The organism is Mammaliicoccus sp. P-M58, assembly GCF_022386165.1.
GTDB lineage: Bacteria > Bacillota > Bacilli > Staphylococcales > Staphylococcaceae > Mammaliicoccus > Mammaliicoccus sciuri.
Genome location: NZ_JAJNJI010000038.1, coordinates 1 through 371, shown reverse-complemented (window position 1 = coordinate 371; position 371 = coordinate 1). Strand labels below are relative to the sequence as shown.

Below are 371 nucleotides of genomic sequence, written 5' to 3'. Positions count from 1 at the left end.
ATCGTCGTTAGTAACGTCCTTCTTCGGCTTCTAGTGCCAAGGCATCCACCGTGCGCCCTTAATAACTTAATCTATATTTCCTTATACATAATGTTTAAGAAAATAACTGTTATTAATCTGTGATGTCGTCTATAAAGACGACGTGCGATTATTAAGCTTGTTGAATTTCGTTAGAAATTCACTCGGTTTTTTGCTTGGTAAAATCTATTGCTTACTTATCTAGTTTTCAATGTGCAATGTTGAATGTTATAAACATTCAAAACTGAATACAATATGTCTTCGTTATTCCATGACCTAATGGTCATTCCGTAATATCCTTAGAAAGGAGGTGATCCAGCCGCACCTTCCGATACGGCTACCTTGTTACGACT

Annotated in this window: 1 rRNA gene; it reads right to left on the bottom strand. The window is 36.7% G+C overall.

Features of this window, described 5'->3' with window-relative positions:
* Positions 1-321: 321 nt before the first annotated feature.
* Positions 322-371 (bottom strand): 16S ribosomal RNA (locus tag LQ694_RS15460); the annotation flags it as partial.